The sequence below is a fragment of the Zhongshania marina genome, from assembly GCF_002915595.1.
GTDB classification, from domain to species: Bacteria; Pseudomonadota; Gammaproteobacteria; order Pseudomonadales; family Spongiibacteraceae; genus Spongiibacter; species Spongiibacter marinus_B.
Window position 1 is genome coordinate 86,219 of sequence record NZ_PQGG01000044.1, and the last position, 25,197, is coordinate 111,415.

Annotated in this window: 23 protein-coding genes; 3 read left to right on the forward strand and 20 right to left on the reverse strand. The window is 49.6% G+C overall.

Translation table 11 applies throughout. The annotated features are described in order from the left end of the window. Positions 1–22 precede the first annotated feature (22 nt). Positions 23–2,437, reverse strand: a complete 2,415-nt coding sequence (locus C0068_RS18905) for a DUF1631 domain-containing protein (protein ID WP_103686026.1) — start codon at positions 2,435–2,437, stop codon at positions 23–25. Between the two features lie 249 nt (positions 2,438–2,686). Here C0068_RS18905 and nadC point away from each other — a divergent pair, with 249 nt between their 5' ends. Beyond that, a complete protein-coding gene (gene nadC, locus C0068_RS18910; protein WP_103686027.1) occupies positions 2,687–3,526 on the forward strand; it encodes a carboxylating nicotinate-nucleotide diphosphorylase in 840 nt (279 codons plus the stop codon). Between the two features lie 72 nt (positions 3,527–3,598). Further along, entirely contained in the window at positions 3,599–4,408 is an 810-nt protein-coding gene (locus tag C0068_RS18915; RefSeq protein WP_103686108.1) for a queuosine precursor transporter, read from the forward strand. Here C0068_RS18915 and C0068_RS18920 read toward each other — a convergent pair. The 18 genes from C0068_RS18920 to C0068_RS19005 form a co-directional block, all read right to left on the reverse strand. Next, a complete protein-coding gene (locus C0068_RS18920) occupies positions 4,405–5,130 on the reverse strand; it encodes an SDR family oxidoreductase (RefSeq protein ID WP_103686028.1) in 726 nt (241 codons plus the stop codon). The two genes, C0068_RS18915 and C0068_RS18920, sit on opposite strands and share 4 nt — an antisense overlap. A gap of 151 nt (positions 5,131–5,281) precedes the next feature. Continuing rightward, positions 5,282–6,283, reverse strand: coding sequence for a lipoyl synthase (lipA, locus tag C0068_RS18925; RefSeq protein WP_103686029.1), 1,002 nt, complete (start codon positions 6,281–6,283; stop codon positions 5,282–5,284). Next, positions 6,280–6,963 (reverse strand): lipoyl(octanoyl) transferase LipB, encoded by a 684-nt coding sequence (gene lipB / locus C0068_RS18930; RefSeq protein ID WP_103686030.1) that lies wholly within the window; start codon positions 6,961–6,963, stop codon positions 6,280–6,282. The genes lipA and lipB overlap by 4 nt, the downstream gene beginning before the upstream one ends. Further along, positions 6,963–7,262 (reverse strand): HP0495 family protein, encoded by a 300-nt coding sequence (locus C0068_RS18935; RefSeq protein ID WP_103686031.1) that lies wholly within the window; start codon positions 7,260–7,262, stop codon positions 6,963–6,965. Before C0068_RS18935 ends, lipB begins: the two co-directional genes overlap by 1 nt. A 40-nt stretch (positions 7,263–7,302) precedes the next feature. Further along, positions 7,303–8,466, reverse strand: coding sequence for a D-alanyl-D-alanine carboxypeptidase family protein (locus tag C0068_RS18940; protein ID WP_103686109.1), 1,164 nt, complete (start codon positions 8,464–8,466; stop codon positions 7,303–7,305). Between the two features lie 20 nt (positions 8,467–8,486). Continuing rightward, on the reverse strand, positions 8,487–9,353 hold the full coding sequence (locus tag C0068_RS19820) for a septal ring lytic transglycosylase RlpA family protein (RefSeq protein ID WP_103686032.1): 867 nt from the start codon (positions 9,351–9,353) through the stop codon (positions 8,487–8,489). Continuing rightward, entirely contained in the window at positions 9,350–10,339 is a 990-nt protein-coding gene (mltB, locus tag C0068_RS18950; protein ID WP_233208874.1) for a lytic murein transglycosylase B, read from the reverse strand. The genes C0068_RS19820 and mltB overlap by 4 nt, the downstream gene beginning before the upstream one ends. A 44-nt stretch (positions 10,340–10,383) precedes the next feature. Beyond that, positions 10,384–11,529 (reverse strand): rod shape-determining protein RodA, encoded by a 1,146-nt coding sequence (gene rodA / locus C0068_RS18955; protein WP_103686034.1) that lies wholly within the window; start codon positions 11,527–11,529, stop codon positions 10,384–10,386. Further along, the gene (gene mrdA, locus C0068_RS18960; RefSeq protein WP_103686035.1) at positions 11,522–13,429 is read right to left on the reverse strand and encodes a penicillin-binding protein 2; all 1,908 of its coding nucleotides are present in this window, start codon (positions 13,427–13,429) and stop codon (positions 11,522–11,524) included. The genes rodA and mrdA overlap by 8 nt, the downstream gene beginning before the upstream one ends. Positions 13,430–13,441: 12 nt before the next feature. Beyond that, complete coding sequence (gene rlmH, locus C0068_RS18965; protein ID WP_103686036.1) at positions 13,442–13,909, reverse strand: 23S rRNA (pseudouridine(1915)-N(3))-methyltransferase RlmH; 468 nt, start codon at positions 13,907–13,909, stop codon at positions 13,442–13,444. Further along, entirely contained in the window at positions 13,899–14,243 is a 345-nt protein-coding gene (gene rsfS, locus C0068_RS18970) for a ribosome silencing factor (RefSeq protein ID WP_103686037.1), read from the reverse strand. The genes rlmH and rsfS overlap by 11 nt, the downstream gene beginning before the upstream one ends. A gap of 13 nt (positions 14,244–14,256) precedes the next feature. Beyond that, positions 14,257–14,931: a nicotinate-nucleotide adenylyltransferase gene (gene nadD / locus C0068_RS18975; RefSeq protein ID WP_103686038.1), complete on the reverse strand. Its 675-nt coding sequence runs from the start codon at positions 14,929–14,931 to the stop codon at positions 14,257–14,259. Next, the gene (locus C0068_RS18980; protein WP_103686039.1) at positions 14,932–16,188 is read right to left on the reverse strand and encodes a glutamate-5-semialdehyde dehydrogenase; all 1,257 of its coding nucleotides are present in this window, start codon (positions 16,186–16,188) and stop codon (positions 14,932–14,934) included. It abuts the gene before it with no gap. A gap of 152 nt (positions 16,189–16,340) precedes the next feature. Next, positions 16,341–16,946, reverse strand: coding sequence for an LON peptidase substrate-binding domain-containing protein (locus C0068_RS18985; protein WP_103686040.1), 606 nt, complete (start codon positions 16,944–16,946; stop codon positions 16,341–16,343). After that, positions 16,946–19,498 (reverse strand): efflux RND transporter permease subunit, encoded by a 2,553-nt coding sequence (locus tag C0068_RS18990; protein ID WP_103686041.1) that lies wholly within the window; start codon positions 19,496–19,498, stop codon positions 16,946–16,948. The genes C0068_RS18985 and C0068_RS18990 overlap by 1 nt, the downstream gene beginning before the upstream one ends. Positions 19,499–19,593: 95 nt before the next feature. After that, the gene (locus C0068_RS18995) at positions 19,594–20,193 is read right to left on the reverse strand and encodes a flavin prenyltransferase UbiX (RefSeq protein ID WP_199176242.1); all 600 of its coding nucleotides are present in this window, start codon (positions 20,191–20,193) and stop codon (positions 19,594–19,596) included. Next, positions 20,190–21,572: a UDP-N-acetylmuramate:L-alanyl-gamma-D-glutamyl-meso-diaminopimelate ligase gene (mpl, locus tag C0068_RS19000; protein ID WP_103686043.1), complete on the reverse strand. Its 1,383-nt coding sequence runs from the start codon at positions 21,570–21,572 to the stop codon at positions 20,190–20,192. Before mpl ends, C0068_RS18995 begins: the two co-directional genes overlap by 4 nt. A 97-nt stretch (positions 21,573–21,669) precedes the next feature. Then, a complete protein-coding gene (locus C0068_RS19005; protein WP_158250031.1) occupies positions 21,670–22,917 on the reverse strand; it encodes an alginate export family protein in 1,248 nt (415 codons plus the stop codon). A gap of 502 nt (positions 22,918–23,419) precedes the next feature. On the opposite strand from C0068_RS19005, the gene C0068_RS19010 reads away from it, so the two are divergent. Continuing rightward, complete coding sequence (locus C0068_RS19010; RefSeq protein ID WP_103686045.1) at positions 23,420–24,202, forward strand: hypothetical protein; 783 nt, start codon at positions 23,420–23,422, stop codon at positions 24,200–24,202. On the opposite strand, the gene C0068_RS19015 is transcribed toward C0068_RS19010, so the two are convergent. Beyond that, on the reverse strand, positions 24,182–25,189 hold the full coding sequence (locus C0068_RS19015) for a 2-dehydropantoate 2-reductase (RefSeq protein WP_103686046.1): 1,008 nt from the start codon (positions 25,187–25,189) through the stop codon (positions 24,182–24,184). The two genes, C0068_RS19010 and C0068_RS19015, sit on opposite strands and share 21 nt — an antisense overlap. Between the last annotated feature and the right edge of the window lie 8 nt (positions 25,190–25,197).

Sequence of the window (25,197 nt, forward strand, 5' to 3'; positions counted from 1 at the left end):
TTGAGGAATTTTGTGGCGAGTCTTACAGCGGCTTGTCTTTCATGTCACGCAGATTGCTAATGACTGATTCTAGGGCTCGATCAAACAAGCGATCATCGTCAATCAAAACCACTTTTTGCCCTGCTAATGCGAGCTGCAACTCGTCTCGATTAAGTTCAGCAACCTTAATACCCGAGCGATTAACAAAAATATATTTGCCAATGCCGTTAATCACCGCAGCGAGACGGCAACGCAGCATACGCCCGTCTTCCTGACGAAAATCAACCCAATTGCCCACCCGCAAAGTTTGAATCGCACTGTTTTCAATTTCAGGTCGAGAATCATCACTGCGCGGTGTAGCCAACGGCACAGAATGTACCTCTGGCTCAGACCAAGCGCCATCGTCGCCCAGGCTTTCAGCCAAGGATGCATCCAGGCTGGCAAGCTCAGAATCCTTGGCGCTTAAATCTACTTCTTCACGCCCTAAACCCGCTGCTTCATCAACTTCAATTCTAGCGGTAGTTGGCACGTTAGTGGGACTAGGCTCCACCTTGGTATCGCTGAAGGTCTCAGCAGACGAAGCCCCCTGCTCAGGCTCACGCAGAGGCTCAGCTACAGGTACTCGTACCACCTCTTTACGGCTAAGTTTTGCCAAGTGCAAGCGCTCAAGCTGCTCAAACCAGCGATCAGTTTCAAAGGCATTTAAAGAGACCCGTGCAAAACCTAAACGCAGCGTTTCCACCAGTAGCGGTAATGCCGCAATCAACTCGTTTCTATGCCCGGGTTCATCCGAGGGAAGCACACTCCAAAGTAAACGCTCGATCAAACCGGCGTCTTCGGCAAAACGCTCACTGTCTTTTCCGTGCTGGATATAACTTAAAAACAGCACCTTACTCCAACCCAGCTGCAAGATTTTGGTGACAACTGGCGGGCAATCAACGCCGCCCAATTTGCTTTCTAAAATAGCGGCAATATACATCCGCGCATTTTCTGCTGCGGCCTTACCGTCTTCGGCATCTACTGTTCTTCGCGCGACCAGCTCTGCTCTGCGCTTAGCCTTCTCATTAAATTCTGAGAAATCTTCGTAGGCATCAATAAATACTTGGGTGTCTACACCGAAATCACGCAGGATACGCATGACCACTTCTTCGGTCTTTTTGTACAGCGGGTCTCGGTCTACACCTGCTACCGGTGACCAACCAATACCAGCACTCACCAAGGCGCTCAATAATTTACGGGCGGGATGTTCGTCGTGACCAAAAAAGCCCTTGTCGAGCATCGCCATTTTCAAGACAGGAATCTGTAATCGTGCAATCAGGCCTTTTAAAGACTCGGCCAAGCCATCGCCATCTAAAATAAATTGGAACAAGGCGCCGACAAAGTTAATGGTGTCTTGATCACGCTGATAGGAAAGCGCCGACACGTCGGTGTTGGCAACCAAATTCACCTGCTGCAAGCGAGCCACTAGCTTCTGCGCCATCGCATTGAAGTCAGTGCTAGCACCGTCTACGCCCATCGTAACTTTCACGTTAAATTGGGCGAATTGCTCGTTCTGCATTTCCTGCAGGGCCACCATAAACGATGGCTTAGACAGTGCTGTTTTGGGTGCACCGCCATCCTGAGTCGTATTGCTAAGCAAACTATCTAGAGCATCAAACAGATGGCTAACTAATTCGGTAGATTGCCGGTGATCTAACTCTTGCTGCTGCTCTTTGGGCGAATTGGGCGAAGACAGCTCAGCGGAGCTTGCGGCTTTGGAATAAGATTTAGTCGATTTTGTCTCAAGCTTTTGTAGCGGTAAGCCCTGAGCATCGAGCACGGGAAGGAGAAGCTGATACAGATCGGCATATTCAGCGATAACCACAGTATCGAAAAGCTTATAGAGAATTAATTTAGCTTTAATGTCGATATTTAAAGACTGGCACGCAACACCCAAGGCTGCGGTAATTTTCGCCGGCCCCATCGGTAATTCTTTGGCTGCCACCACAGGACCGCTAACAAGGTGCTGCCAAGCGGTACACAAAATCCACACTTCATGAAGGAAACGCCGCTCCGCCTTATTTGCCATACCTTCAAGAGCAACCAGCTCTTCAAGGGCTTCAGACTCCAGCAATTTAAGCTTGGCCTGCCCGCGCTCCAAGGAGGAACTTGCCAACTTAGGCGCCGCAGCAAAAGTATTGATAAACGTTTCGGTAAAGCGCTTTTCAATACTCTCGCGATTAACGCGAATCTCGCGCATAGCATCGAAATACAGGTGCTGCTCGCGAGCATTGCTCGCCTCATCGGCCAATTCGAACAAGGCATCGTCAGCCTCGTCGAGGAATACTGCCATTCGCCCCTGTAAAAACCCACTGGCTTTATCGCGAAGCGCAAGCAAGGCATTAGGCAATGGCTCAGCAGACGCATCCGGCTCTCGCCGCGTGCTTAAATCCACTACCTTGGTGGGTTTATCAGTCATAACTACCTGTAGTTTTTCTCAAGTATTTCAAAGACAAAAGGCTTACTTATTAACTTGGCCCGCATAACTTAGCGCAAGTGACAGCAAACGCCAAGCATCATATAGTTATACTTTAAAAAGTCTTTCCGAAGCCATTGCTATAACTACTTACACACTACGCTAAAACCATACAAAAGGCGCACATTTCTACATGTGCTGGTAGAATGACTGGCTACTGTCATTTTCATTTCATTCGCTTGGAAAACCACCATGCAATTTTCTGACGCCCTGCAGCGTGACATCACAGAAACCGTGCGTTTCGCACTCGCTGAAGACATTGGTAGCGGCGATATAACCGCCCAACTAATTCCAGCAGAACACACCGCTACTGCACGGATCATTACCCGGGAAAATGCCGTTATTTGCGGGGTAAACTGGGTCAACGAAGTTTTTCAACAAATTGATAACTCAATCACAGTTACGTGGCATATTGCCGATGGCGACTACGTAACCGCCAATAGTGTGCTGTTTGAATTGTCTGGCCCCGCCCGTGCACTACTTACTGGTGAACGCACCGCGCTCAATTTTTTGCAACTGTTGTCAGGTACCGCAACGATCTGCAAACACTATTCAGACTTAGTCGCTCATACCGATGTGCGTCTGCTCGACACCCGTAAAACAATACCAGGGCTGCGAACCGCTCAAAAATACGCCGTCACCTGTGGTGGCTGCCATAATCATCGCATTGGTTTGTATGATGCATTTCTCATCAAAGAAAATCATATCGCCGCATGTGGAGGCATCGCCGCTGCCATTCTCGCGGCACGGGACATCGCGCCACTCAAGCCCGTTGAGGTAGAGGTTGAAAACTTAACAGAGCTCGATATCGCATTAGAGGGCAATGCCGATATTATTATGCTCGACAATTTCAGCCTTGAAGATATGCGCGAAGGTGTCGCCCGCACCGCTGGCCGAGCAAAATTGGAAGCCTCCGGCAATGTCAGTACGCAGACCTTGGCGGCCATCGCAGAAACCGGTGTGGACTTTATTTCGATAGGCGCCTTAACCAAACATGCGCAAGCCATCGATTTATCGATGCGCTTTGTATAAACCGCAGCCAGCTCAATAGAGCCACCAGCAATACTAAGATTACATTCAGCAGATAAAATATTGAGGATGCCAGTGCAACATAATGTGCTCGAGAACAAAGCTACTCGACTTTTTATCATGCTGGGCGGCTTCTTTGTTGCCAATGCCATTCTTGCCGAGCTGATTGGCGTAAAAATATTTTCCCTTGAACGCAGCGTAGATATTGCCCCCCTTAACTTCAGCCTCTTTGGCATTAGCGAGCTATCATTTAATTTAACAACGGGGGTTCTACTCTGGCCCTTTGTTTTTGTTTTGACCGACTTAATCAATGAATACTACGGCAAACGCGGCGTTCGCCTGCTTTCATACTTAACCGCAGGCCTCATTGTATATGCCTTTGCGATGGTCTTTGTTGGCATACACCTCGCTCCCGCAGACTTCTGGCCGCAATCGCATATCAGTCCCGATCTTACGCCAGACGAGCAGGCCTTGCTTCGCAGCCAAGTTGGCGACTACGACGCCGCCTTTAGATTGGTTTTTGGCCAGGGTCTATGGATTATTTTGGGGTCATTAGTTGCGTTTTTAGTCGGCCAAATTATCGACATTTCTGTTTTTCAGCGGGTCAAAAAAATCACCGGCGAAGGTATGATCTGGCTGCGCGCAACTGGCTCCACCCTCGTCAGCCAATTCATAGATAGCTTTGTAGTCTTATTTATCGCCTTTTACATCGGCGCAGATTGGAGCTTACAACTCGTGCTCGCGATAGGCGTCGTCAATTATATCTACAAGTTTTTGATGGCCGTTTTGATGACACCCTTGTTATACGCGGTGCATTTTCTAATCGAAAGCTATTTAGGATCTGACACGGCAAGCGCAATGAAACACAAAGCACTGCAAAACTAACTGCTGATATGCCCTGCTTGCGGCCGCAAAACAATATCCTCAACAACAACATTGCGATCCATGCGATAGATTTCTAAAAAAGCACGGGCAACATCTTCAGCCGGCATAAACTGCTCTTTTGCTATACCTGACGAATGCCAAGATGGGGAGTACGTAGGCCCAGGAGACACACAGGACACGCGAATACCTTTACCCCGCACTTCTTCCCGCAAAGCTTTTGTAAATCCACTAACGGCATGTTTCGCGGCGCAATATGCTGACACCCCAGCGTAACCCTCAAAACCCGCTGTAGAAGACATATTAAAAATATCGCCGTACTGACGCTGTAACATTGCCGGCAACACCATACGACTCATAAGAAAAGTACTGCGCAAATTTACCGCGATAATGCGATCGAAATCCGCCGCTGACATATCTGCTACCGTCGCGCCATGCCAACATCCCGCATTGTTTATTAATACACTGGCATCACCCATATCACGCTGCAAGTTTTGCGCAAAATCCAATACTTGCTGCTCGTCACTTACGTCAACAGCATAGCAAGCTAGATCATCCGCCCCAGTGCAATTTAAAGCCACCTGCTCGAGTGCAGCTTTGTTTCTGGCTAGCAATGCCAAACGCACAGGAAATTCTGCATTTGCAAAACATTGTGCGATAGCCGCACCAATACCCTGCGATGCACCAGTGATAATCACGAGGGGAATTTGGGACTTTTCAGACATATGCTTCACCAGCGCTAAGCAAACCATCAATAAATAAGGGTTTAAATAAGCGTCGAATTAATTGAAATAAACTACTATTTGGAGTGGGGCGTTTGGCGCCTGCCTTCATCTGTCGAACAACAAGCGCCACATAAATCTACTAAAGCTCGCACTACATTGATTTAAGCAGGCTTAAATCAACTTGTTTATCTGCATGGTAGGAAGAGCGAACCAAAGGACCGCTGGCGACGCTTTTAAATCCCAGTTCGGTCGCAATGCGGCCAAACTCGTCAAACTCTTCTGGTGTAACAAAACGTTCCACCGCCAAATGATCGCGACTGGGTTGCAAATATTGCCCTAGGGTAATCATATCAATGTCGTGGGCCCGCATATCCTTCATTACTTGAATTAACTCTTCCGCGGTTTCGCCCAAGCCCAACATCAAACCCGATTTAGTCAGCACGTCTGGGCGACGCTGCTTGTATTTTTTAAGTAAATCTAAGGACCACTGATAATCAGAACCAGGCCGTATTTTCTTATACAGGCTCGGCACCGATTCAAGATTGTGATTAAACACATCTGGGGCGTCTTTTTCTAGAATATCTAGGGCGACATCCATGCGGCCCCGAAAATCTGGCACAAGAACTTCAATGCGGATGTCTGGGCTTAGTGCACGCGTTTCACGAATACAATTTGCGAAATGTTGGGCACCGCCATCGCGCAAATCGTCACGATCCACCGAGGTCACGACCACGTATTTTAATTTCATTTCGGCTATGGCTTCTGCCAATTCACGCGGTTCGTTTTCATCCAGCGCATTGGGACGGCCATGGGCGACATCGCAGAAAGGGCAGCGACGGGTACAAATTTCACCCATAATCATAAAGGTTGCCGTGCCACCGCTGAAACACTCTCCCAAATTAGGACAGGCCGCTTCTTCGCATACCGACGCCAATTTGTGTTTACGTAAAATACTCTTGATCCGGCTCACTTCTGGACCGGTAGACATTTTGACTCGTATCCAAGATGGCTTGCTTGGCAACTCAACGGTGGGAATAACTTTTATCGGAATGCGGGCAACCTTTTCGGCACCACGCAACTTCTCGCCTTGAACAACTTTTTTTGCGGCGGCTTTTGGGATGATTCCCACTGCGCCTTCCTGCTCTGACTTCATAATACCCCCGATGTATCGGGTAAACAGTGTTCGCTCACCTCCCGACAATGTAAATAGCCTAGCGAGTTAGCCAATTCGGCACTCAATAAACTGGTAAGCTCATTTTGCGATGACAGCGCGGCGTTATTCTCACGACGAATATCCGTCACCGCCATGCCCTGATAACCACAGGGATTAATACGCTGAAACACGCTTAAATCCATATCAATATTCAAGCTCAGGCCGTGGAAAGTACTGCCACGACGCACCCGCAAGCCAAGCTGGGCTATTTTAGCACCACTCTCGACATAGACCCCAGGGGCATCAGCACGCGGGTGAGCGGGTATATCTAAGCCTGCCAATACCGCCACAATGCTATTTTCAATCGCAGTGACTAGGTCGCGTATTCCCACACCCAAGCGCCGCAAATCCACCAGAACATAGCCAACCAGCTGTCCTGGGCCGTGATACGTCACTTGGCCGCCGCGGTCAACTTGTACGACGGGGATATCACCCGGCATTAAAATATGTTCGGCTTTGCCTGCCTGCCCTTGCGTAAATACAGCATCATGCTCTAAAAACCAAAGCTCATCAGGGCTGTCAGCATCACGGGTATCAGTATAGTGCTGCATGGCGCGCCACACCGGCTCGTAGCTCTGACGCCCCAATTTACGCAACCAAAGCGTATCAGGTCTAGTCATTAAAGCACCATTTTAACAATGCCAGTCGCTTTCAACTGGGCAAATATGGTATCTAGCTGAGGCTTGCCCGTCGCGGTAATGACAACCGTCACGGAAACAAAGCGCCCTTCACTACTCGCTCGCTCAGTGATCTGCGACTCGTCAATATCGCCCGCGTTGGCGCGCATAATATCAATGACGCATTGGCGAAGATTTTGATCAGCAACACCAATTACTTTAATGGGGTATTCACAGGGAAATTCCAGCTGAGGCTTGCCGGTTTCAGCCTCGGTGGATTCAGTCTTAGTAAATCTATTCATAAGGTACTCGCGCGGGATTTTCCCGCGCACAAACAGGCTATCAGGAGATCAAATTCACAAAGAACAGTACTACGCTATCCCAAAGGCGCTTGAGAATACCGCCTTCTTCAACGGCTTCTAGCGCGACCAGTGGTACACGCAATTTTTCAGCGCCCTCCATATTCACCACTAGTTCGCCATGCTCCTGATCAGCAGCGATTGGTGCAATTAGCACCTCATCTACATTTAATTGAGCATCTAGAGTGTCGCTTTTACCCCTTGGAATGGTGATAAACACGTCTTTTTGCACGCCTAAGCTCACCTCTTCGCTAGCGCCCTTCCAAACTTTAGCGCGAATAAGCTCAGTACCACCTGAATACAACTGATGGGTTTCAAAATAGCGGAAGCCGTAAGACAGCAATTTTTGAGTCTCGCGCTCACGAGCCTGAGTGCTACTGGTTCCCATGACTACCGCAATTAAACGCATACCTTCGCGCTTTGCTGATGTAACCAAACAATAACCTGCGGTTGTGGTATGACCGGTTTTTAAACCATCTACGGTAGGATCACTCCACAGCAAACCATTGCGATTGCTTTGGCGGATGTTATTGAAAATAAAGTCGCGCTCGCTATAAAGCGCATACTCATTTTTGTAGGCGATAATAGCCTTGGATAAAATCGCTAAATCCCGCGCCGAGGTGTAGTGATCGGGATCTGGCAAACCGTGCGAATTAACAAAGTGGCTATTTGTCATGCCTAACATTGCCGCATGCTGATTCATCATGCTGGCAAAGGCGTCCTCGCTACCGGCAATATGCTCGGCAACAGCGACACTGGAGTCATTACCAGATGAGATCACCACACCCTTATGTAACTCACCTAGCGGCACCTGCTTGCCGACTTCGATCCACATTAATGATGAACCGTTAAAAATTGGGTTCTGGGCCCATGCATTTTTACTAATCGTTACGAGGTCATCATTGCTGACTTGGCCGCGCTCAAGCTCATAGGACAGCACATAGCTAGTCATTAACTTGGTCAAGCTGGCCGGCGGTAAACGCTCATCAGCATTGTGTTCGATTAATACCTTGCCGCTATTGGCATCCATCAAAAAATAAGCGGATGCGGCGACACTCGGAGCCGCTGGCACCAGATCCGGCTGCGCCAAACTTGCTGACGACATAACCACTGTTGCCGCAACGGCTGCAAACATTTGCTTAAACATAAGACCCTTATCTGCTCTCATTAACTTCTGGAATCACCGGCTTCTACCACCAAGTGGGAATCACCGGACCATTGTTTTTGTAATACTTTTTTTGCAGCCTGAACGGAGGAGTAATCTATAAACGGCCCCACTCTAACTCTGTGCATCGCAGACTCATCATTTCCGCTGGAGGCAACCATCACAGGGTAGCCCAAGTCTGCACTTAACTGCTGCCGCAAAGCCGCTGCGGAAGACAACTTACTAAAGGCCGCTACCTGCAAATAATACCGCGCATTACTCGCCTCTGCTGCTACATTGACATTATCCGTGTCAATGACCTCAATTTCCACCCGCGCGGTTCCCTTATCGGCATAGCCAAGCTTCACCGCCGCAGCGTAAGAAAGATCAATGATGCGGTCTGAATGAAATGGCCCACGATCATTCACTCGCACAACGGCCGTCCGACCATTATCTAAATTGGTGACTTTGACATAAATTGGAATTGGCAGCCTTGTATGCGCCGCAGTCATTTCATAGAGGCTATAAATTTCGCCATTTGAGGTTGCGTGACCGTGAAACTTGGTGCCGTACCACGAGGCAATACCCCTTTCTTTATAGCCGCGGTACTGGTCAATGAGTTGATACTCTTTGCCGCGAACCACATAGGGATTCATATTCCCAGCAGCCAATATCAGCTCGTGCCGAGGTTGAGCATCAACAATGGTGTTTGGGTCCAATTTTGCGAGCGGCGCCCCATCTTGCTCAAATTTATATCGAGATTTCCCCTGCGTCTTCACAGGAGGCTTAGTATCACTAGCCGCAGGAGAGCTATCATCTTCTATTTGTGGCAACGGCGCACAGGCCGCTACCACAAGTAAGGCCGCTATCGCGAGAACACGATATATCAAGATTCAGTAGCCTCACGCATTTCCGCCGCAATTAACTGACTAAGCTGATACGCCGCCATGGCATACATTGCACTGTGGTTGTAACGGGTAATAACATAAAAGTTCTGCAGGCCAATCCAGTATTCATCGCCTTTTTCACCGTCCAACTTCATAGCGGTGGCCTTTTGCTCCGGCGCGAGCTTTTGGTCACTCGCTATCCCTGCCTGCTTAAGCTGGGCAACTGTTTTAACAGGCTTAAGACCAGCGTTAAATAAACTGTGGTCGGCACCTTCCTTTAGTACCACGCTTGCAACAACAGGCTCACCACTGCGCCAGCCGTGACGTTTAAAGTAATTTGCAACGCTGCCAATGGCATCGACTGTATTATTTACAATATCGATTTTGCCGTCACCGTCAAAATCAACCGCATAGGCGCGGTAACTGCTGGGAATAAATTGACCATAACCCATTGCTCCAGCATACGAGCCTTTCAAGCTAAACGGCTCAATATCCTGTTCGCGCACCATCAACATATATTCTTCTAACTGGCCAAGAAAAAATTTGCTGCGGCGCGGAAAATCAAAACCCAAGGTTGCCAAGGCATCTACCACACGGTAGCTACCCATATTGCGGCCAAAACGCGTTTCAACGCCGATAATGCCAACGATCATCGAGGCGGGAACACCAGTCTCTTTTTCAGCCCGCGCCAACTCTTCGCGATGGGCTTTCCAAAACTCAACACCTTGGGAGACGCGAGAGTCTTGAATGAATATATTTCGGTAGCGCCCCCAAGTCATGACAGATTCGGCGGGACGGGACATCGCATCTAAAATAGATTGCTTGGGTTCTGCTTGTTTCAAAATCGCCATGACCCAATCGCGGTCAAAATTATGCTTTTCAACCATCGTTTTGATGAAGCCCTCTGCGCCTGGATTATTACTGTAATCCGCCTGTGCAGTAGCTGAAAGTAGCAGTGCGGCAAGCGCACCACCCAGTAATTTTTTCACTGTATATCTTTGCTTATTTTGTATTTTCACGTCGTGTCCTATCATTATTGATGTACTAAACGCTCATCTGCGCAAATACCCATCAAAACTCCAAACCCCACCAACAATGTTACCAATGAGGTACCGCCTTGGCTTACCAGAGGGAGGGGAACACCCACCACCGGCAGTAAACCTGACACCATGCCCATGTTTACGAATACATAGACAAAGAAAGTTAGAATAATACTCCCGCCCAATAGCCGGCCGAAGCAATGTTTTGCCTGCGATGCAATCCAAAGGCCTCGGCTAATGATCAAGCCATAGAGCAACAATAACAGCAATACCCCCCTCAGGCCGAATTCTTCTGCCAATACGGCGATAATGAAATCCGTATGACTTTCAGGCAAAAAGTCCAAATGTGACTGGGTACCCTGAAGCCAGCCCTTGCCCTCAAAACCGCCGGAACCAATCGCCGTTTTTGATTGGATAATATTCCAACCAGCACCTAATTTATCAAGCTCAGGGTTCAGCAAGGTCAAAATGCGCTGGCGCTGGTAGTCGTGGAGTACATATTCCCACATCGGATAGGCCATAAGCCCAACAAGCCCAAAGCAAGAGGCAATAAACGTCCAGCTGATGCCCGCTAGAAAGAGTACGAAAATACCCGAGGTTGCGATCAATATCGACGTCCCCAGATCCGGCTGCATCACAATCAGCACTGTGGGCAAAAATATTAACAACAGGCTAATTAAGGTATGACGAATACTCGGCGGCAAGGGGTGAGTTGATAAATACCACGCCACCGCCATCGGCAATACTAATTTTGCCAACTCTGATGGCTGGAAACGAAATCCGCCTATACCAAGCCAGCGCTGAGCCCCCTTTGCTCCCACACCGACAAAATCAACCGCCAGTAGCAACAGCAGTACGCCAATGTAGGCAAATGGCGCCCAGCGCTGCAATTGCTCAGGATGAAACTGAGCAACGATTATCATCACTACAAACGCGACGGATAAAAAGCGCCCCTGCCTAAGCACCGTTGCCATGCTGCCATCGCTGGCACTGTACAACACCGCCAAGCCAACCCCAGCTAAAATCAGCAAGAGCACCAGCAAGGGAATATCAATATGTAAACGCTGGCTGATACTGCGCGGATTACTCATACTCCGGCTATCGCCGGGCATTTGCCTTAAAAAGTCAGTATTACTCATTCGCTTCAGCTCCGGCGGAAACAGTCACCACCGGACCAGCAGTTTCCGCTGGAAGGGGGTCAGGTTGTTTAGGCTTACCTAGCAAATATGCGTCCATTACCTTGCGAGCAGCCGGCCCAGCCACGCTGCCGCCGTGCTCACCATTTTCAATCACCACGGCCACGGCAATTTTTGGATCTTCAGCCGGTGCGAAGGCGATAAATAAAGCGTGATCTCTATTGCGAGCATGTATTGCATTGGAGTCATACTTTTCACCCGCAGCAATACCAACAACCTGCGCGGTACCACTCTTTCCTGCCATGCGGTAGGTCAAACCTGCTTTCAAACCGCGACCAGTGCCGTGGGCGCCATTCACTACTTCTTCCATCGAACGAGTAATCGCGTCCCAGTGCGCCTTCGAGATATCTTCCATCTTACCCAAAAGCGGCGCTACCACAGCCTCTTCACCTACAGACGCCAACAAGCGCGGGGCTCGCAACTCTCCCCGAGACGCAACAACCGAGGTTGCCACCGCTAATTGCAGAGGTGTTGCCAGCATAAACCCTTGGCCGATTCCGACATTGATCGTTTCGCCGGGATACCAATGCCCACCTCGGCTTTGCTCTTTCCACTCTCGCGACGGCATTAAACCCGCGCGCTCATTGGTATTATCAATACCGGTAACATCACCCAAGCCGAAGCGCGTACCAAAGCTATGCAAGCGATCGATACCCAATTTATAGGCTAATTCGTAAAAATACACATCACAGGATTGCACTACGGCCTGTTCTAAATTAACGGTGGCGCCGTGTCCGCCACGTTTCCAATCGCGGTAGCGGCGACTGTCGTCCGGCAAACTAAACCAACCGGGGTCAGCAATGCGGGTCGCAGGCGTCACCACACCATAGTGTAAGCCGGCCAATCCCCACATCGGCTTTATGGTCGAAGCCGGTGGGTACTGTCCCTGCAGGGCGCGATTGTACAAAGGCAGGTCAGGATTATTTTGCAGGGCGTTGTAATCTACAGAGCTGATACCATTTACGAACAAGTTCGTGTCATAGCCTGGCGCACTCACCATCGCAATAATGCCGCCAGTGTTAGGGTCCATCGCAACAATTGCACCGCGCTGGTTTGTTAAGGCCTCGTAAGCTACCTGCTGAACGTAGGCGTCTACATTCAGGGTAATATCGCCACCAGGTAGCGGGTCGTGGCGTTCCAGCACCCGTAAAATACGGCCGTGGGCATTACTCTCTACGTTTTGATAGCCAACGGTACCGTGCAGCAATTCTTCGTAGTATTTTTCTAAACCGATTTTGCCAATATAGTGGGTGCCGCTGTAATTAACCGGATCAATAACATCCACTTCACGCTCACTAATCCGCCCCACATAACCTAGCATATGGGCAAACAATTCCCCCTGCGGGTAATGCCGCACCAGCTGAGCATCAATCTCCACCCCAGGTACACGATGGCGATTTACTGCTAATTTGGCGATATCTTCGTCGCTAACGCGGAATTTTAATGGCACCGCCTCATAGGGCCGGCGACGACTTAAACGCTTGCGGAACTGCTCTATATCGTCTTCGCTAAGTGGGATAATTTCGTTAATGATCGCCAGAGTGTCATCCAGCGACTTCACCCGTTCCTTCACTACAGTTAGGGTGTAGCTGGGAATATTCTCAGCAAGTAGAAGGCCATTGCGATCAAAAATTAGGCCGCGCTTAGGGGCGATCGGTAAAAGCTGAATACGATTTCGATCAGACTGGGTTTTATATATATCGTAGTCTGAAATTTGTAGCTGAGAATAACGCCCCACCAAGATCATGGTCATCACCATCACAACCAAGATTGAAATAGTGACTCGATGGCGATAAACGCGGCGTTCGTAAAACGTATTTTTAAGCTGCTGGCGTCGTCTCATTTCACTCAGCCATTAGCGATGATAGGGGTGATTGTTAAGAATAGTCCAAGCTCGGTATAGCTGCTCGGCAAAGATTACCCGCACTAGCGGATGTGGCAAGGTCATTGCCGACAGCGACCACTTTTGCTTGGCTAAGGCCAAGCACGAGGCACTTAGACCATCGGGGCCGCCAACCAAAATACTGACGTTGTCGCCATCCATCTGCCAGCTACGCAAAGCCTCTGATAACGCTTCTGTACTCACCGACTTTCCTAAGACATCAAGTGCAATCACTTTGTCGCCAGCCGGAATCGCCGCCGTCATGGCCTCGCCCTCCTGGGCAATCGCACGGCGTATATCGGTGTTTTTACCCCGCTTGGGCAGGGGCAGTTCTTTAATCTCAAAATTAATTTCCGCAGGAAGACGCTTACGATACTCCGCAACGCCTTCCTCAACCCACGCCGGCATTTTGGTGCCGATGCAAATTAGACTAACTCTCATCGCTTCCCGACACAGGGACTTGCCATAAACGCTCTAGATCGTAAAACAAACGCGCCTCAGGCAACATCACATGCACAACAACGTCACCCAAATCTACCAGCACCCAATCGCCAGTATTTTCGCCTTCCATACCCAGCGGCACGATGCCGCGTTTTTTTACTTCAACCCAAACATTGTCTGCCAAAGATTTAACATGACGATTAGAGGTGCCACTGCACACCACCATAAAGTCGGTTACACCGCTCATTTCACGCACATCTAAAGTCACAATATCGCGCGCTTTTACATCTTCAAGCGCGTCAACAACTACCTTTTTTACTTGCTCAGCATCCATCAAACAGGAATTCCTATGTCTTACACTGTGTATACAAACCGTGTTCAGCGATATAGTCCGCGACAACGTCGGGAACAAGGTAACTAATCGACTTGCCAGAGGCCAGCCGCTGTCTAATATCGGTTGCCGAAATCGGCAGTTGAATCAGACCTAACTCATAAAAACCACCGGCGCTCACCGCCGTTAACTCACTTGCATCAGCGACCCGTCGCGCCTCAACAAACGCTGTTACCGTCGCATCCGCCGCAAGGGGATAATCCGCTCGGTGCAACAACAGTACATTGGCCAAACTAAACAGCGACTGCCAATCTTGCCAGCGGTGTAACTGATTAAAAGCATCGCTGCCCATTACCACGGTTAAGGACACTGCTGCCCCTAGCTCCGCTCGCAAATCCCGCAGGGTATCTGCCGTGTACGAAGGCCCATCGCGGCGTAACTCGCGATCATCCACCCGCAAACCCGATTGACCATTTACAGCCGCCGCCACCATTGCCAAACGCTGGCGGCTTTCTGCCCCCGGCGCGCCGCGCAGAGGTGGTCGATGACTTGGCATCAAACGCAGCTCACCAACGCCAAGTGCTTCTTTAATTTCAATAGCAGAACGCAAATGACCATTGTGAACAGGGTCAAAGGTGCCACCAAAAATAGCGACCGAATTCACCGACTTTTGCTGCAAAAAATCCGTCATTTAGCCACGAATATGGCCATCACCTAACACAATATATTTCTGTGAGGTCAGGCCTTCTAAGCCCACTGGCCCGCGAGCGTGAATTTTGTCGGTAGAGATGCCAATTTCAGCACCCAGCCCATATTCAAAGCCATCGGCAAAGCGTGTGGACGCATTAATCATTACTGAGCTTGAATCCACCTCACGCAAGAAGCGGCGACCGGTAGTGTAATTCTCGGTAACGATAGATTCGGTGTGGCCCGAGCTGTATTGGGCAATATGGTCCATAGCCTCTTCGAGACCCGCCACCACACGAATAGACAATATTGGCGCCAAATACTCCGTTGCCCAATCTTCATCTGTTGCATCAGCGGCACCCATTAAAACCTGACGGGTGCGCGGGCAACCCCGCAACTCCACCCCTTTCGCTATCATTGCATCAGCAATTCTAGGCAGTAGCTCCTCGACACGACTCTCGGCAATAAGCAGGGTTTCCATCGTATTGCAGGTGCCGTAACGGTGGGTCTTTGCGTTTAATGCAATATCAAATGCTTTATCTGCATCCGCCGCGTCATCTATATAAACATGGCAAATACCGTCTAGGTGCTTAATCACCGTAACGGTGGCATCCCGCGCAATACGCTCAATCAGACCTTTGCCACCGCGTGGCACTACCACATCGACAAACTCAGGCATGGTAATTAACTCACCTACCGCCGCGCGGTCAGTGGTTTCTAGTACTTGAACAGCGGTTTCAGGCAGGCCCGCCGCCGCCAAACCTTCGCGAATGCAAAGCGCCAAAGCTTGATTTGAGTGAATCGCCTCGGAACCGCCGCGTAAAATAGCGGCATTGCCTGACTTCAAGCACAGACTCGCCGCCTCTAAGGTCACATTTGGACGGGACTCATAAATAATGCCGATCACCCCTAATGGCACCCGCATTTTACCCACTTGGATACCGCTAGGCCGATAGTTCATGTCGCTAATTGCACCAACAGGGTCCGCTAGCGCAGCAACCTGCGTCAAACCTTCGATAATGCCATCTATACCTTTGTCATTGAGCGCCAAGCGATCCATTAAGGCCGGCTCTAGACCGTTAGCTTCCCCTGCGGCGAGATCCTTGGCATTGGCAGCCAATATCTCTTGCCGACGCGTATCTACTGCCGCAGCCATCGCTAGCAAGGCGCGATTTTTCATACCGCTATCTGCAGCGGCAACTGCCCGTGACGCCTGCCGAGCCTGACGGCCCAGCTCAGTCATGTATTGTTTAATATCCATTGACGCAATTTTCTCCGCACCCTGCGCTATAAATATGCAGGTTTATGCACTGAACTCGTTTCGTAAAACGAAAATCCTCGGCGAAATGATTCTGCTGAGGATAAAAAATGACGGCTAGTATAACGGATTGGAAATGGTCTCACTATCGACAATTAGCTGGCGAGACCGTCGAGAACATTATGGAGGGTATTTAAACGCTGCAAGGGCTCATCAATACTCAATAATTGATAGGCCTGCTCTTCTGGCAGAGGTAATAGCTGGGCAAGACGGTTTGCTAAAGCGCCCGCCTCTTCAACATCCACCGTCATACCTAAACGCTGGACATGGGGGTGCTCACCAAGCTGGCGCAGCAAATCGTGCAATTCCTCACTGCGGGGCGGCAGGGGCTGATCAGATGGCTCAGCCAGCCAATCCACATCTCCCATATACAAACCGCTATCGGCTTGCCGAGCATGATTAATTTTAAAGCGACGCCCGCCCTCAACAACAATACCAAGAAGGCCATCGGGCTGCTGATTCCAATCTGCAATACGCGCCTCAGTGCCAATCAGCGCTAGACTTGCGGGCCGCTCTCCCGGCGACATCACTTCCTTGCCGCCCTCAGGCATCCACACAATACCAAAACTAGCTTGCTCCCTAAGCGTGTCGCGCACCATATCTAAATAGCGACGTTCAAATATCCGTAGGCCCATTCGGCCACCAGGAAATAAGACCGTACGCAAAGGAAATAGCGCTAGCTCGGTGGCGGGAGCAGACATCAAGCCTTCGCTCCCGCCTCTGGCCCCAGTGGCTTAATCAGCAAAATAAGTTTAGGAAGTAGCAGCATCGCACCCAGCAAGGCCGCTAGCATCGCGAGCCCCGTCAATAGGCCGAAATAAATACTCGGCGTGAAATTAGACAAGGCCAAAATGGAGAAACCGAAGACGATAATGATCGAGGTGTAATACATCGCCTTACCGATACTCGCGTGACTGCGGTACATTGCCGCCAAATAATTCTGGTCTTTGGCAAACTCCTCTTTAAAGCGGTGAACGTAGTGAATGGTGTCGTCAACACCTATGCCCACGGTGATCGCTGCGATAGTAATGGTCATCATATCGAGCGGAATTCCCACCAAGCCCATACCACCCAATACCGCTCCAGCCGCCAATAAATTGGGGGTCAGTGCAATAAAGGCCAAACTTAGCGAGCGGAACAGCACCATAAACATGGCCAAAATCGCCACAAATACTGCGCTTAAGGTCATAATTTGCGAGGTAAATAGGCTTTGCAACATATTGTTGTACAACACCAACATACCGGTTAAATGAACCTGTTCCGGCTCAAAGCCCAGCTCGTCTATTAAGTGAGCGCGCACATCTGTCAATAATTGCTGACGATGCAAAGTGCGACTGGTTTCCTTCACCCGCACGCTGATACGCACTTGATCGACATCCGTTGATAGATAAGGATCAACCAGTATTGAGGTGATCGACTCTGGCAATGAGCGCTGCGCCAATGCCAATTGCAGGTCATCGACATTACCCATAACGATTTGCATCACATCGTAGAACGTCGCCAGCGATAACACCTTGCCGGTCTCAGGCAGACTATCAACGTAGTCGTGCACAGATTGAACGCGCTTCATGCCGGCCACGGTGAACCACTCACTTTGCGATGCGCTAGCGCCACCACCAAAGTCATCACCGCCAAAATCATCCCCAAAGTCGTCGCCGAAATCATCACTAAAATCATCGGCAAAATCGCTGCTGAAATCGTCTTCCGCTGCCACAGCTTTAGCCGCCGCTGGCTTGGTCTTTGGCAGGTCTAAAATAATATCCAGCGGGATAGTGCCACCCAATTCCGCGTCTATCGTTTCCATGCCCTGATAAATTTCAGTGGTGTCATGGAAATAATCAATGAAGCGGTTTTCCACTTTAAGCTGCGTAATGCCCCACACACTCAGCGTTAGCAAGCCCGCAGAAACCACTAAAATCGTTTTGCCGTAGTGTTCGGTAGCCACAGCGAAATATCGGGTGAACGTCGCCGACTCGTCGTTGCCGCCTTTTTCAGCCCGAGGCTTTAATAACATAAGCACGCAAGGTAATACGATAAACGTCATGGCCAAGGCAGCTAATACGCCAATCGTCATCATCCAGCCGAAATCAATCACCGGACGAATACCACTTACCACCAAGGACGCAAATGCGACCAAAGTGGTTAATGCTGTGTAAATACAGGGACGCAACATAACGCCAACCGTTTCAGACACAAGCGTAAATTGATCTGCATTAGGTTGCGCCGCCGCGTATTCCCTAAAACGCACCACCAAATGTATGGTGATCGATAGGGTAATAATTAATAGCAGCGCCACAAAATTCGCAGAGATTACCGTCAAATGCCAATCTAGAAAGCTCAGTAATCCCAGCATAAATGTCACGGTGAGCACACAGGTAGACAAAGGTAATAGAGTCCAACGCCAGCTGCGGAAAATGGCAACCAATAGCACGACAATAAAAATTAAAATCCCCGTACCAAACACCCGCAAATCGCTTTTCACAAAATCGATCATGTCCACGGCGATCATCGGCACACCACCGAGGAAGACCGTCGCGTCGCCACGATAATCCGTCACAATATCCCGCGCTAACGCGACCAGTTCTGCCTGCTGCTCGTGCATTTCACCGGTATAATCTGCAAAGGTCTTTTCTAGTTCGGCCAGCTCGCTATTCTCCGCCGCGCTTAAGTCCCCCGACGCCGCTCTAGCGCGCAGTGCGTCGCGCTCATTCAGCAATTTAAAATAATGTTCATCGCGCTTTAAATTAACCTGAATCGCCGTGGTAGTACCGTCTACACTGGTAAGCAAAGATTTATAAATCGGACTATTCGCCAACTCTGCTTTTACTTGCTCAATATCAATATCTGGGCTGCGCAGAGTGGGAATTTCGCCACCAGTGACTTGGCTCAGTGAAACTCGGGGGCTTTGTAGTAGTGGAATATCGAGTATGGAATTAACAGACGACACATTTGGCAGCAAGGCCAAACGCCCTCGCAACTCATCCAAGGTCTGCAATTGCTCCGGAGCAAAAAGATCGCCATCGGGCTGATAGGTAACGAGTAAAAAATCTTCCGACCCGTAGCGCTTACTGATCTCCCGATAATATTCCAGCGAGGTATCGCCCTCGAGCACCAGCGCATCCGCAGACGCATCTAGCTTCATGACAGGAATATAGGTCGACAACCAGCCCACCCCAGCCAGCAGCAACACCATGACCCAGAATGCATTTTTTAAAATTATGCGTTGATATAATGAAAACAGCGCCGCAGCCATGCTAATCCCTCAATAAGCGGTTTCTCGCCGGATTGTGTGCATCCGGTACGTATTTTTAAATTGCTCGCCATCCGTATGACCAGCGGCAATATTACTTACTCACCCCAACGTGGCAGCAAAGATTGCTCAATACCCAAATGATCTAAAATCCGCGCTACCACAAAATCCACCAGATCAGCCACGCTTTGCGGCTGCCGGTAGAACCCCGGCGACGCCGGCATAATAGTCGCGCCCATCTGCGTCAAACTGAGCATATGTTGCAAATGAATTGCCGATAGCGGCATTTCCCGTGGTACCAGTATCAGTTGGCGACGCTCTTTGAGCGCAACATCCGCCGCCCGTTCAATTAAATTATTGCTGGCGCCACAGGCGATTGCAGACAGTGTGCCGGTACTCGCGGGACACACTACCATTGACGATGGCGCACCACTACCGGAGGCAACAGCGGCCATCCAATCCTCTGGCCCGTGTACTTTAAGCTGCTCTGGCGTACAAGAAAATCGTTCGCACAAGTGGGCTAACAATGCATTTGGCCGCGCTGGCAAGGGCTGATCGGTCTCGGTGGCAACGACCAATAATGCCGCCTTCGAGATCATAAAATGCACCTGACAACCCGCCGCAAGCAAACATTCCAGCAGGCGCAAACCGTACTGAGCACCAGATGCGCCGGTCATCGCCAGCGTTACCGACTTCATTCGGCTGCCTCCCAACGGCTTCGCAAGGCCTTCAACACACGCTGATGCACACCACCAAATCCGCCGTTACTCATAATGACTAGGTGATCGCCCGCTTTCAGCGAAGCCGCCAATTCACTTACGCTGCGATCCAGATCAGTACTTAATCGCGCCGGCGTAGGGCTATTTGCAATAACAGAATCCAAAGACCAATCCAAACCTGGAGGTTGATACCAAATCACCTCATCGGCACTGGCTGTGGCAGGCGCGAGACGGTCTTTATACACACCCATACGCATAGTATTCGAACGCGGTTCAATCAATGCCACAATTCGCCCCTCGTCTACGCGACCACGCAGACCTTCCAAGGTCGTCGCTATTGCCGTCGGGTGGTGAGCAAAATCATCGTATACCGCAATACCACCAACGATAGCCAGCAGCTCCATACGACGTTTTACACCTTTAAATTCACACAGCGCAGCAATACCATCTTTAGGCTGCACGCCAATATGATGAGCTGCAGCTAGCGCCGCCAAGGCATTATTTACATTGTGCTCACCGGTATGCGCCCAAGTCACTCTGCCCTGCACTACACCACAATAAAGCACATCAAATGTAGAGAAATCATCGCTTTGTATTTCTGCCTGCCATTGCGCGACTTGATTACGGTGCGGACTCACCCGCTCAACCTCGCTCCAGCATCCCATGTCGAGCACAGCATCTAATGCCGGCTCCGCCGCCGGTATCACAATGCGGCCAATAGCCGGCACAGTCCGCACCAAATGATGAAACTGGCGTTGAATAGCAGCCAAATCGTCAAATATATCGGCGTGATCAAATTCTAAGTTATTCAGAATAGCGGTATAGGGACGGTAATGAACAAACTTAGATCGCTTATCAAAAAAGGCGCTGTCGTATTCATCGGCTTCAATAACGAAAAAATCTGACCCGCCCAAGCGCGCTGATAAACCAAAATCCCCCGGCACGCCACCAATCAAAAAGCCCGGCTGAAAACCGCAATCTTCCAATACCCAGGCCAACATACTACTGGTGGTGGTTTTCCCGTGGGTGCCCGCACAGGCCAATACCCAGCGACTTTGCAATACATGATCGCTAAGCCACTGAGGGCCAGAGGTGTAGGGAATACCACGATTCAATACATGCTCAACCGCCGGATTGCCCCGCGACATGGCATTGCCAATAATCACCAGATCAGGCTCGGGTGACAAATGGGCGGGGTCATAGCCTTCCATCAAGGTAATACCCTGAGCTTCTAGCTGTGTACTCATTGGCGGATACACATTGGCATCCGAGCCCGTAACGGTGTGCCCTAATTCTCTTGCGAGAATAGCCAAACCGCCCATAAACGTACCGCAAATACCTAAAATATGTAGGTGCATATACAAAAACGCCACGCAGAAAATTCTGTGTGGCATGGTATCACCGCTATCGCGCCAGCTCTATGCTATGGCGATAGTGCTAATGTATTATCGATAATTAAAAGTTGACATTAAATGTTAGCCACACTTTTTGGGTATCAATCAGCGTCAAGCCACCGCCATTAAATGGCGATGAATCACCCGCACTGTAGCTGGCATAGCGCAACTCAGCGGAATAAGGCCCCCAAGCTTTGCCCACAACAGCTCCCAGTTCCGAACCCAAATCACTGCCGCCAGCGACGTTATCCTGATCGGAACTAAAGTCGTGGTAGGCCAGCTGCCAGTTCATACCATAAGCAGCACCTGATACCGTTAAATAAGCGTCTTTAACACCTTCGCTTATATTACCTAAACCCCTGTTTACAAAATTATCTGTCCAACCTTGGAATTTAAACAATGTCGCCAATGGCGTAATAAAAAAACCATCGTCATCAGCACTTAGGACTTCGTAACCTAAGCCAAGCACGAGGGGGGCAATATCAATATTTGCCTCCGCTAACATATAGTCAGCGGTATAATCCGCAGGGTTGTCACCATTACTTTTCTGGGTGGCATACTCAAGGTTATACGCGACAATGCCAGCCTTACCTTGCCAGCGCACACCGTAGGTATCGGTATCCACACGCTTAAAGCCGGCAAAATTGTCATCACTTTCCAACAAATAGGCATAGCCAGATAGACTACCGGCTGCAAAGCTATAATTCGCATTAATTAAATGGGTATCCATTTCCATATCGCCAACCGTACTGTCCTCACCAAAAATACGGTTCACATTCGATATATGCGTATAACTCACCTTAAGTTTATCGACACTAGAATTCGCCACCGACAGAGCATCGTATGTCTGCTCATTTTGACGCCACGCAACATGACCAACGAAACGTAAATTATCCAAGGTGATTCGCTGCCGACCGTATTTAAACTCGGTATTCCAGTTTTTATACGCAAGAAAGGCCTGATTCAACTCTGTACCAACCGGATCTGCAATTAATGGCTCAGAAATCTCACCATTTACGCCATCGTTTGAACTCCCCGCAAAATTGCTCACGTCGTCCATTTCTACAAAAGCAGTCAGACCATGATATGCCTCTGTTTTAAAATTCAGACGACTCTTCAGCGTCAAGGCGCTACCGGTATTTTCGCCAGAACTTTGATCCTCTGTTACCGACTCATAGCGCAGACGTAAATTTAAATGCGCCTCGCCCTTAGTAAAAGCCTCGCTAATTGATTCAGCGGCAACAGACGATTGAGTCGCACAAGCTGCACCGAGAATTAGCACAGCTCGCGAAAAATTCTTTTTCTTCAATATACACCTCTATGAATTTCAGGATTAAGCGCCTTTTTCTTGCACAACTCTGCAAGTACATTTGAAAATTAGGCGTCATCACCCAGCTATAGCAAATATAGAACCAATATTAAAAACCAACGGGAATATAATTTTAATTATATAAAAATCAATTAGTTAAAATATTAAAAAATCGGAAAAGCGAGAAATGAATACAAGATGCCCCATAAATGATCACACTGAAAATTGAGCAAAGTTCTTTTTTCGTGCAAAAATGCACCATAAAAATACCAATAAAAACACAAGGTTACAAAAGGTGCATTTTGCGCACCTTATGTGGCCACACTAGAAAAAAATAGAGCAGCCAATGTAGAGGCGACACCGACAGCGTTGTTTTTGATACACCTGTCCACTCAAAAGCCAACTGCAATCGATGAATTTCGATATCCTGTAACAAATGCACTATGATGTGACCTTGAAAGTTAGCAACCCCATTCAAACAATAAACAAGGGGAAGATAATAATGATCAAAATCCTGCGCATAGCTCGCCTATACGCCAAAGAGCTTGGCGTCCCGCTCTATTTGGCATTATTTTGCGCTAGCCCCCTGCAAGCTGAGCTAAATGGTTTTCAAGACAGATACTTTGCCGATGTTGACGGCAGTACCTGGGTACTGCAGCTCGAGGCCAACAAAACCTTCCAGTCTATGGTCACCGCAAAATTGCAAATGGGTGATACACGCAACCGCTACCTGCTGATGGGCGGCGTCGACAACACACAAATAAAAGGAAGTTATAAACCCCTAATTAGGAGTAGCGATTTCGGCGGCGAACGCAGCTTTGAAATACGACGGATCGACGACTCCCGCCTGCGGCTGACCTTGAATGACGATAAGGGCAAGGTAAAAGAACAGCTCACCTTCACTGCAAATTCCCAGCTAGCCCCAATAGACACGGCCATTTTAGGTACCTGGTTTACCACCGCTGAGCCCGACGGCAAACTAAACCAACCCTATCTAGGCGAGCAGTGGACAATTAGCTTTAGAGATGACGGCACACTCTGTGAGGCAAGCTATAGTGTAGACACTCGCAAGTCGCAAGACCCCAAAGATCCCTGTCGGAATGGCGCTGAACGGCGCTGGAAAGCGGTGGACGGAAAAGTGTATACATACGATAAAAACGAAGAATGGGCCATGCAATTTAACTACCGCCTAATGGGCGGCCGCATGGTAGTGAGCTATCCCGGGGGAAAACGCCGGGTAGCTAACATGGCGCAGAACTTAAAACTAAGTGCGGATAATCGCTAATAACTCATCCCCACGATAATCTCTGCGGCCACCCTCCTCAGCAAGCTGAACTAAGGCGCGAACCTGCTCGTTCACCGGCGCAGCAAGGCCATGTTCGGCGGCGAGGCGTATCACTTCACCATTTAGCCATTCCACTTCGGTTTTGCGCCCGCGCTCCAAATCCTCCCACATCGACGACCGCGCCAGAGGATCAATGGCCAGCATAGGCTGCGCAAGCCGTTTAAATACAAAATCAGGCAAACCTAAGACCGCCGGCAACCATTCAGCAGGCACCGCCGTCAATTTTTGCAGGGGAATATTGGCTGCCTTAATCGCTGCCAAGGCCTCGCGCTGCAGCGCAGCCAAGCAGCAACGATAAGCGCGTTGCGACAACTCATCTTTTAGTCCGATTCCCGACAGAGCGTTAATTGGGTTGTTTAAATTCAACAATAATTTAGACCACTGCACCGAACGCATATCGGCATTTGCCGCAAAGGGCGTCGCACTTGCCCTAAAATAGCCGGCTAGTTCTTCGGTAATTGGCGCATCTTGAATTATCACCTCGCCATCGGTTCCGGCATGAAAACAGCCTTTGCCGCTCTGCAGGACATTAAATGCAATCATACCCGGCAATACCGTGTTTGAAGGCATCGCACGTTTAAGCACCGCCGTGTTGCCAACCCCATTTTGCAAACTAATAATCGTAGCTCGTGCATCCAAGGCCGAGGCTAAATCTACGGCAATCGCTTCAGTGTCACCAGATTTCACCGTCACTATCACGCAATCGCGATCTGCCATTGCCGCTATGTCCGTGTAAAACCGCAGCTGGGTGGCGGGGATATGATGATTTAATCCACGGAAGTCACTAATCCGCAAGCCGTGCTCGGCCAACTCCGCAGCCATACGCTCGCGACCGAGAAAGCTCACCTCGGCGCCGCCCATCATCAGCGCGGCGCCAACATAGCAGCCAATGCTCCCCGCGCCAATTATGCCAACCCTTAAGGCCATGTATTACT

Excerpts from the sequence above, each read along its gene's own strand:
- C0068_RS18905 (WP_103686026.1), bottom strand. The coding sequence starts at position 2,437 with ATGACTGATAAACCCACCAAGGTAGTGGATTTAAGCACGCGGCGAGAG.
- nadC (WP_103686027.1), top strand. The coding sequence starts at position 2,687 with ATGCAATTTTCTGACGCCCTGCAGCGTGACATCACAGAAACCGTGCGT.
- C0068_RS18920 (WP_103686028.1), bottom strand. The coding sequence starts at position 5,130 with ATGTCTGAAAAGTCCCAAATTCCCCTCGTGATTATCACTGGTGCATCG.
- lipA (WP_103686029.1), bottom strand. The coding sequence starts at position 6,283 with ATGAAGTCAGAGCAGGAAGGCGCAGTGGGAATCATCCCAAAAGCCGCC.
- lipB (WP_103686030.1), bottom strand. The coding sequence starts at position 6,963 with ATGACTAGACCTGATACGCTTTGGTTGCGTAAATTGGGGCGTCAGAGC.
- C0068_RS18935 (WP_103686031.1), bottom strand. The coding sequence starts at position 7,262 with ATGAATAGATTTACTAAGACTGAATCCACCGAGGCTGAAACCGGCAAG.
- C0068_RS18940 (WP_103686109.1), bottom strand. The coding sequence starts at position 8,466 with ATGTTTAAGCAAATGTTTGCAGCCGTTGCGGCAACAGTGGTTATGTCG.
- rodA (WP_103686034.1), bottom strand. The coding sequence starts at position 11,529 with ATGAGTAATACTGACTTTTTAAGGCAAATGCCCGGCGATAGCCGGAGT.
- mrdA (WP_103686035.1), bottom strand. The coding sequence starts at position 13,429 with ATGAGACGACGCCAGCAGCTTAAAAATACGTTTTACGAACGCCGCGTT.
- rlmH (WP_103686036.1), bottom strand. The coding sequence starts at position 13,909 with ATGAGAGTTAGTCTAATTTGCATCGGCACCAAAATGCCGGCGTGGGTT.
- rsfS (WP_103686037.1), bottom strand. The coding sequence starts at position 14,243 with ATGGATGCTGAGCAAGTAAAAAAGGTAGTTGTTGACGCGCTTGAAGAT.
- nadD (WP_103686038.1), bottom strand. The coding sequence starts at position 14,931 with ATGACGGATTTTTTGCAGCAAAAGTCGGTGAATTCGGTCGCTATTTTT.
- C0068_RS18980 (WP_103686039.1), bottom strand. The coding sequence starts at position 16,188 with ATGGATATTAAACAATACATGACTGAGCTGGGCCGTCAGGCTCGGCAG.
- C0068_RS18985 (WP_103686040.1), bottom strand. The coding sequence starts at position 16,946 with ATGTCTGCTCCCGCCACCGAGCTAGCGCTATTTCCTTTGCGTACGGTC.
- C0068_RS18990 (WP_103686041.1), bottom strand. The coding sequence starts at position 19,498 with ATGGCTGCGGCGCTGTTTTCATTATATCAACGCATAATTTTAAAAAAT.
- C0068_RS18995 (WP_199176242.1), bottom strand. The coding sequence starts at position 20,193 with ATGAAGTCGGTAACGCTGGCGATGACCGGCGCATCTGGTGCTCAGTAC.
- mpl (WP_103686043.1), bottom strand. The coding sequence starts at position 21,572 with ATGCACCTACATATTTTAGGTATTTGCGGTACGTTTATGGGCGGTTTG.
- C0068_RS19010 (WP_103686045.1), top strand. The coding sequence starts at position 23,420 with ATGATCAAAATCCTGCGCATAGCTCGCCTATACGCCAAAGAGCTTGGC.
- C0068_RS19015 (WP_103686046.1), bottom strand. The coding sequence starts at position 25,189 with ATGGCCTTAAGGGTTGGCATAATTGGCGCGGGGAGCATTGGCTGCTAT.